This is a genomic window from Gilliamella sp. HK2, from assembly GCF_001690265.1.
GTDB classification, from domain to species: Bacteria; Pseudomonadota; Gammaproteobacteria; order Enterobacterales; family Orbaceae; genus Gilliamella; species Gilliamella apicola_C.
Map to the genome: position 1 here is coordinate 1 of NZ_LZGV01000026.1, position 8,658 is coordinate 8,658.

The 8,658-nt window shown below is 35.8% G+C and carries 4 protein-coding genes and 1 pseudogene; 4 read left to right on the forward strand and 1 reads right to left on the reverse strand.

Annotated features, from left to right (window positions below; genetic code table 11):
* The 4 genes and pseudogenes from A9G45_RS13680 to A9G45_RS13685 form a co-directional block, all read left to right on the forward strand.
* On the forward strand, positions 1-1,668 hold a 1,668-nt coding region (locus A9G45_RS13680; RefSeq protein WP_218057009.1), incomplete at its 5' end, for a hypothetical protein.
* Between the two features lie 390 nt (positions 1,669-2,058).
* A complete protein-coding gene (locus A9G45_RS02745) occupies positions 2,059-2,796 on the forward strand; it encodes a carbonic anhydrase (protein WP_065567193.1) in 738 nt (245 codons plus the stop codon).
* Between the two features lie 593 nt (positions 2,797-3,389).
* Positions 3,390-4,088, forward strand: coding sequence for a hypothetical protein (locus tag A9G45_RS02750; RefSeq protein WP_065567194.1), 699 nt, complete (start codon positions 3,390-3,392; stop codon positions 4,086-4,088).
* Positions 4,089-4,919: 831 nt separating this feature from the next.
* A pseudogene (locus tag A9G45_RS13685) lies at positions 4,920-6,169 on the forward strand (transposase).
* A 33-nt stretch (positions 6,170-6,202) separates the two neighbouring features.
* On the opposite strand, the gene A9G45_RS02765 reads toward A9G45_RS13685, so the two are convergent.
* Positions 6,203-7,798 carry an ABC-F family ATPase gene (locus A9G45_RS02765; protein ID WP_065567197.1) on the reverse strand — a complete coding sequence of 532 codons (1,596 nt, stop codon included), beginning with the start codon at positions 7,796-7,798 and terminating at the stop codon, positions 6,203-6,205.
* Between the last annotated feature and the right edge of the window lie 860 nt (positions 7,799-8,658).

Below are 8,658 nucleotides of genomic sequence, written 5' to 3' on the forward strand. Positions count from 1 at the left end.
ACAGACAACAGACAACAGACAACAGACAACAGACAACAGACAACAGACAACAGACAACAGACAACAGACAACAGACAACAGACAACAGACAACAGACAACAGACAACAGACAACAGACAACAGACATGGCGAGCCTATGCCTTAAATTTATCCAATAATCGCATTAGCTGGTTTTTTACACTTACCTCGTTTATATCATCAAAATTATCCACCGAATTATTTAAAAAAATCCCGTTGGCATTAGCGCCAGTATTGTTATTGCCGTATTCGCAAGGTTCGCAAGCATTAACGGCACATACTAACCAAGTGATTCAAGGTAGTGCCCCGTATTTAACGTTTGATGGAGGCCAAACTAAAGCGACAACCACTGACGCGTTATTGTTTATTACCTTGCCAGATGGTACAACGGTTACGCCATCAACCAATACATCAAGTGCAACAAATCCAATAAGGCTAATAAATGGAAATACCTTTAGTGATATAGGGATGTTGCTACCACCGTCAACCAACTCAATAGGATTAGATGCACTTATTCGAGCGCCGTATAATTATTGGGGAGATGATGATGGAGATGGTCAGGGTACTAATGGGGTGACTGCAATGGGAAGTTTATCGGTGAGTTTTACTGATAAGAATGGCATTACAGTAAGCCGTAGTGATACATTAGATATATGTAGTGCACCTTATAAGGTAACATTAAGTAGTACAGATGGTAATTTAACTACCCAGTATGGTATACCGAATAGCAGAACTTTTGGGGGTAGTACGGTGACGTATTATATCAATCCAAATTCACAGCCTAAAGTTTGTTACGCAAGGCCGAATCTTTACTTTGGTGACTATGAAGTGGCAGGACCTGCTAGCATATGGAATTCTGATAAGGGTTTTCTTACTCAGTCAATAAATCTATCATCTTATAGTCTTAATTTTCCGACAACAGGTGCTGATGGATTGTATTTTGATTTAGATATAGGTGGGGTGGATGCAAGTCAATTGACCTGGTCACCTGTTACTCGTGGTGGAATAACGGCTACTGTGAGTTGGATACAGCCACGTTCGGGCTCATTTACAAGCGCATGGGGAGTAATAGAATACGATTCATGGATTGATGATAAATCTCAGTATGTAACGCGGGTGACATTAAATGGTCCTAGAGCGAGTGATGCGCAAATACAGTCAGATAATCCTAGTCCACTTCGTAGACCTATTTTACCGCAGACCTTTGAATTAGAGGGTAGGGATAAAAGTGGTAATGTGGTGATTAAGTACGGTTTTGTATTGCAGAAGTGGTTTATCAATCGAGGTAATAAAAATAGGAGCTATTCTAAACAATCATCGTGGTGTAGTAGTTTGGGGTATCGTTTGTCACGAGTCAGAGATTTAACCAATGCGAAATGTGGTAAGGATAAATGGTTTCCATGCTTAGAAGGCATAGAGGGTGCCACGCCGTCATCAAGTGGTAATTATTTCCAGCGTCAAATAGGAGCAGGCTTTTTACCCGAGTGGGGCTACTTAAGTTATTACCCTGATGAAGTTTTCCAGACTAACTACTTTTGTGTAGATTCTGACTATGGCAGCAAGGTTGCCGTCGAAGGTGAGTACTATGAAGTATACTACGACAGGGGCGACGACAGTGACAGTTTCAGTGTTATTTGCACCGCACCTTAGCTTTAGTTCTGAATCATTAAGGCGCAGTGATACTTATATGACTGTAGTTGGTTAAGTTATCAAAGAACATCCCCGCGTCAGTTTGGGAGGGCAGGCAGAGCTGCGAGCTTTGCGCTTTAGTGACGGAAAATCAAAAAGCACTTCCCCGACTGACGATGCCTAAGCTATGAAGAGTTACTCAACATAAACAATTAGACATTATCATAATAAAAATTGAGTAAAATTAGTATCAAAAAAAACAGCTATTTTTTAGCTGTTTTTTTTTGTATAAATGTCAAACGATATTTTTTATAAAAATATCAAAAAGTGATGATGTGTGATTGTAGTAAGGTGGTTTTTTGTGGCGTATAATTTGGTCTCCAATAAACAACTTTCTAACGTAAAATCAACATGAAATTTAATGTAATTATTGCAGCCTTAATGGCAACCAGTTTATCTTGTGCTGCTGTAGAGCCTGCTCCGCATTGGGATTATGAAGGCGAATTTAAACCCGAAAATTGGGGAAAACTTTCACCTGAATTTTCAACCTGTGAAAACGGCAAAAATCAATCGCCGATCAATATTGAACATGCACTAAAAACCCATCATGATAAACTTAAACTGGCGTTTAAACCCAGCAAGCAAGAAATCATCAACAACGGCCATACCATTCAAATCAATGTTAACGAAGGTAATACCTTAGAAATTGATAATGAAATCTTTACGTTACAACAATTCCATTTTCATGCACCAAGCGAAAATATGATTAAAAGTAAACCCTTTCCGATGGAAGCTCACTTTGTTTATAAAAATGACAATGGTGACTTAACGGTTGTTGGTCTTATGTTTAATAGGGGAAAATCTAACCCCGAATTAGCTAAAGCTTGGCAACATATTCCGACACAAGTAGGAAACACTGCGACATTAAGCCAGTCGGTTAATATTAAGGCATTATTGCCAAATAGATTAGATTTTTACCGCTTTAGCGGCTCACTAACAACACCGCCTTGTACGGAAGGTGTGAGATGGATTATTTTAGAACAAGAAAGTAGCGCATCTGCCAAACAAATTGAAAAATTCCACTCAATCATACATCATGATAACAACCGTCCAATTCAGCCTTTAAATGGTCGTGTGATAGTTAATTAATATTTTTTGGCTCTATCGGTGAAAGCGAATAGAGCCAATAATTAGTGCACTTATCATTTATAACACACTAAAATATATAATGTATTTTTTAATGATTTTTCGTAATTAAACATGATACGCATACCGTATAAAAATTTTGCGCTATCATCAAATAATATGAATATCCATGCCAAGGACGTTGTTTATATCAGAAAAAACAATGCGCAATGTTATTCGATTAAGTTAACAATTCCACCTGTATTTAATATAGTTGAAGCAGAGAAATAAACTTAGCTATTAATAAATAAGCCGATATAATAAAATGACTTAATAGGATTAAGCTCTTTTTTATTGTTATTTACCTATAGCGGTGGTGGAAGCGACATTTAAAACGATTAAACGGAGTTTATAAAGGTCAATTCCTCATCTCGACTATGGAGTTATAACATTCTTTTTCTGCATATGCATATTGGTATAATAATAACAGAGTTATATTCGTCGTTAGGCTACTTGCCTACAGTTGAGTTTAAAAAACAGACAGCTCTTAATTTTTTGATTGAATATATGTTGCCATTTCAGAATTTAAAAGAGCTTAATATAACAAGGAGAATAAAATGTTTAGTGCATTACATCCATATGATAATAAGCTAATTTCTTATACGGAATACCTAAAATTTGCATTAGATCATAATTTTCAAAAACCTAATGATGCGCCAGGTGCTCGCTGTCCTGTTTGTGAAAGGCGTCTGAAAGTCAGAGCAGGAAAACAAAAGGATGATGGGCATTTTTATCACAATGATGAATATTATTGCCCAACAAAAGAAGCAAATAAAAGATCCTACGGTAACTTGCCAATAACAAAACAAAACGCAGAAATACGACAAAAAAACCTTAATTTTGCTAAAGAAAATATAGGTAAAATTTGGGAAAGGTTGAAAGAAATTATTCCATTCTTTGACTTTTCAGAGTTTTTGTCAATTCTTAATGAAGCAAAAAAACTCAATATTTACGAATATACAAATCTTAATCCTCAACTCTTACCCTATGTTTATGTAACCCTAATAAACTATTTGCCAAGTAAAAGTTATAATAAACAACGAAAATTAAAGTTTTGCTTTTTCTATGAAGCGAGAATTAATACTTATGAGGATTTATGGATTAATCAAGGTGCATTTTCTCGCTTAGTTAGGATATCATATAAAAATGGTAGTACACAAAAAGTAACTATAATTGAAACAAATACTGATTACCTATCAAAAGAGCAAGTTATTTTAAGTGAAAAACAGCTAGAATTTTTGAAAAAAAAAGTATAACTATGAATAAATAGCCCTATATAGGGGCTTTATTAACGCTCATATCTAATTTTTATAAACCCGTTTTTTCCACGCCAAATCATTAATTCTTTGAATTGCGCTATATAAGTTGAGCGTTATAGGCTAGTCTTACTTTGTTTTTATTGTTAATAGAGCGTAAGCCATGTGCTACTAGCTGACCTCTGTAGCCTATACGCTTGCGGCGTTAGTTTTTTGGGGATTAAGTGGTTCATCATGTTTAATACGGTTAGGAGACACATATTCACTATTACTCCCTAGTAGTTTTTGTGCTAATAACCTTAAAGTTTCATTGGATAAGCGTACATTGTGGGCTTTTGGGGCTTTCATTTGTTCAGTAGAGATATGCTTTTTCTCAATAAATATCAAAATGTTTAAGTATCAAGTTAATAATGATTATGTTAATTGGTTGAATTTCGTGAAAGAAAATGCATTTAAGGCTGGTGTGCCATTAAGGGCAGAACTTCTTAATTTAGTTTATGATTCAAACGATGAATTGGGCTGTAAAGCAGAAAAGGAAAGCTTAGACTACAATTCATCCCGATACATCCAGATATTTATATGGATGAGTTATTAGTTGGAATGCGAACTATTAATCAAGTTTTAGCGCATATTATGAAAAAACTTGATATTTATGATGAATTTAAATTAGATACATCTGAATTGTATGTTAAGTAAAAATTTATTTATAAATTTCAGATTGATGACAAAGAGCTCGTTTTTTGGCGAGTTCTTTGATCTAATAGAGAGGAGTCCATTATAAGAGGAATTCTTCTATGCTAAAAAAACCAACTCCAGCGACACCAGAAAAAAATAGAGCAAATCTCGCTAGATGCGCTTGTCCCTCAAAATCATCTTGTTCGTAAAATAGCTAAAGTCATTGATTTTGAATTTATTCGAGAAGCGGTAGCACCACTTTATTGCCTTAATAACGGTCGCCGGCAGAAGATCCGGTCAGACTGTTTAAAATCATGCTATTGGGGTATCTTTTCGGTATCCCCAGTGAACGTCGTCTAGTTCAGGAAATTCTGGTCAATTTAGCTTATCGCTGGTTTCTGGAATGGGATTAACCGAAAAAGTGATTGAAGCCTCAACACTCAGCCAAAATCGTCGCCGTCGGTTTAATGACAGTGAAATCTATCAATAGATTTTTGATAATATTGTTGAGCCCAGTCAATATATTGATGCGCTTAATCAAGCCATCAACGCAGAAAGAGAATTAAACGGAAAAAAGCCTTAAAGCCATCGACGGTAGAGAAATACAAGGATGTTAAAGTCAGTACAACAGATTCGGATAGTGGCTTTATGCATCGGGAAGACAAGCCTAAAGGATTCTTCTACTTAGATCACCGAACGGTTGATGGCAAACATAATTTAATTACCGATACCTATGTCACAGCCGGAAATATCCATGATCCCCAGCCTTATATGGCTCGATTAAAACGCCAGCTAGAGCGGTTTGGCTTTAATCCGGTTGGTGTCGGTCTTGATGCGGGTTATTTTACGGCTCCCATTTGCCATTTACTGCTGGCAGAGCAGATATATCCGGTGTTGGGTTATCGTCGCCCCACCCATGGTGCGAATCCCATCAGAAAAAAGCAGTTTATCTATAACCGTCAAAACGATACTTATACTTGCCCAAACGGGCAAACATTAATATATAAAACTACTAGCAGGGAATGTTATCGTCATTGTCATTCTGATGCAACAACCTGCAAAATCTGTCCGTTATTGTCACAGTGTACACAGAGTAAAAATACACAGAAAGTCATCACACGGCATATCTGGGAAGCAGATAAAGAAAAAGCCAACGAGATTCATTTAAGTCAGTGGGGTAAAAAAGTCTATGCTCGGCGAAAAGAAACGATAGAGCACAGGTTCAAATGCAGTGTTTATTGGCCGCAACGGCTCAAAATATCAAGAAAATAGCGATAAAGTTATTTTTGTTACGTTTTTTTAGGCTATTTTTTAATTTATTTAATAAAATCCAAATTAAAAATCCTATTTATGGTTTAAATAAAAAAATAAACCCCGAATTATATCGAGGTTTGTCATCAATCTGAATAGCCACATTTAGTGGCTATTTTTATTAATGGCTATGATTCAATTCCTTGACTACGCAGATAATCTTCATAATTACCCGTATAATCGTTCACTTTTTCAGGTGTAATTTCAACAATTCGAGTCGCTAAGGAACTTACAAATTCACGGTCGTGTGAAACAAAAAATAGTGTGCCCTGATAAAGCTCTAATGCCATATTGAGTGATTCAATTGATTCCATATCAAGATGGTTTGTTGGCTCATCCATGACAATAATATTCGGGCGTTGCATCATCAATTTACCAAATAACATGCGTCCCTTTTCACCACCAGATAGGACTTTAACTTGTTTTTTAATATCATCTTGCGAAAATAATAAACGCCCTAAAATACTACGTACCGCTTGCTCATCGTCGGTGGGTTGCTTCCATTGACTCATCCAGTCAAATACGGTTAAGTCTTCATCAAATTCATATTCATGATCTTGCGCGTAATAACCAATATTGGCATTTTCTGACCATTTGATCTCGCCTTGTTCTGGTGTCAGTTCGCCCATTAAGGTTTTTAGTAGGGTGGTTTTACCGATACCGTTAGTCCCTAAAATTGCGACTTTCTCGCCTACTTCAACCATTAATTTAAGATTTTTAAATAGTGGGCCGTTGTCAAAACCTTTCGTCAGATTTTCAACAACAAGGGCATTGCGAAACAGCTTTTTATCCTGTTCAAAGCGAATAAATGGGTTTTGACGACTGGAAGCTTTGACTTCTTCAAGTTTGATTTTTTCAATTTGTCTGGCGCGTGATGTCGCTTGCTTGGATTTAGAAGCATTGGCACTAAAACGACTTACAAACGATTGCAATTCACTTATTTGTGCTTTCTTTTTGGCATTGTCAGCTAATAAGCGCTCTCTGGCTTGAGTTGACGCGGTCATATAATCGTCGTAATTACCAGGATAGACACGCAATTCACCATAGTCCAAATCGGCCATATGGGTACAAACCATATTTAAAAAATGGCGGTCATGCGAAATAATAATCATCGTACTTTCGCGTTGATTTAGTGTCTCCTCAAGCCAACGGATCGTATCAATATCTAAGTTATTGGTTGGTTCATCAAGTAATAGGATATCCGGATTTGAAAATAGGGCTTGCGCTAACAATACCCGTAACTTCCAACCCGGCGCAATTTCGCTCATTAGCCCGTAATGTTGCTCAATGGGGATACCAACACCTAATAATAATTCGCCAGCACGAGACTCAGCGCTATAACCATCCATTTCAGCATATTGAATTTCTAAATCAGCCACTTTAAACCCGTCTTCTTCGCTCATTTCTGGGAGCGAGTAAATACGATCGCGTTCTTGTTTGATTTGCCATAATTCGGTATGCCCCATAATGACGGTATCAAGTACGGTAAAATCTTCAAAAGCAAACTGATCTTGGCGTAATTTACCTAATCTTTCATGTGGATCGAGCGATACATTACCCGATGTCGGCACTAGATCACCACCAATAATTTTCATAAAGGTCGATTTACCACAGCCATTAGCACCGATAAGCCCATAGCGATTACCGTTACCAAATTTAACCGAAATGTTTTCAAATAATGGCTTACTGCCAAATTGCATTGTGATGTTATTTGTACTTAACACTAAAATTTACTCTCTTTAAAATGCGTTTTGCTCAAAAGCAATAATTAGCCTTTAAGCGAAACCTATAAAATGTGATTTAGCGCACATTATGCCATAAAATAGCTTTTTTGAGGATCTTTGATTTATCGGCTATCTTATGGTAATTTATTTAAGTTATTATCAATTGATTTAGCGTGATTTTATAAGAATTATAAAGAACGTTTAGGGAATAAAACTACGTTTCAATAAAAATGGAAATTCAATTACCAAATATAGGCGTGCACCAGGAAATGGTAAGTTTACTTATCCTCATTTCACAAAGCTTTTCACTGATAGCCTCATACTCGTCTAACTAACATAACTTATTAATATAACTTATTAATATTAAAAAAGCATCATGAAATCATGATGTAATTTTATCCACCAACGGCTTTTACACCACTCCAATAATCTGTTATTATCGAAAAATAAACGCATATAATTTGTAAATATTAATTAAACGCCACGTAAAGGTAAAATCGGAGTACAACCCGTTTTTACCTGAATGTGAATTATACGGTAGATTATATCGACAGATGAAAAGAATTGTTGGTATAAGAAAGGCAATTTATTTTAGATTGAATAGGTCAAAATATTATATATTGGATGGGTATGATTTAGTTTTGTTAACTGTTGTTCTTATTGAATTGCAAAATCCAAAATTACAACATGGAAGAAAAGATGATTTTTTATCTATTGTAAAAAAATATATAGATCATTACCAATTCATGCCCATTATACTGTTGATCAATATTTTGAAACTATTTTTTTTCGGTAGAAAATAATAGTTTTTATATAACATATATGCAAGAAATTAACTAATTTTTCGAAAAAAGTAACTA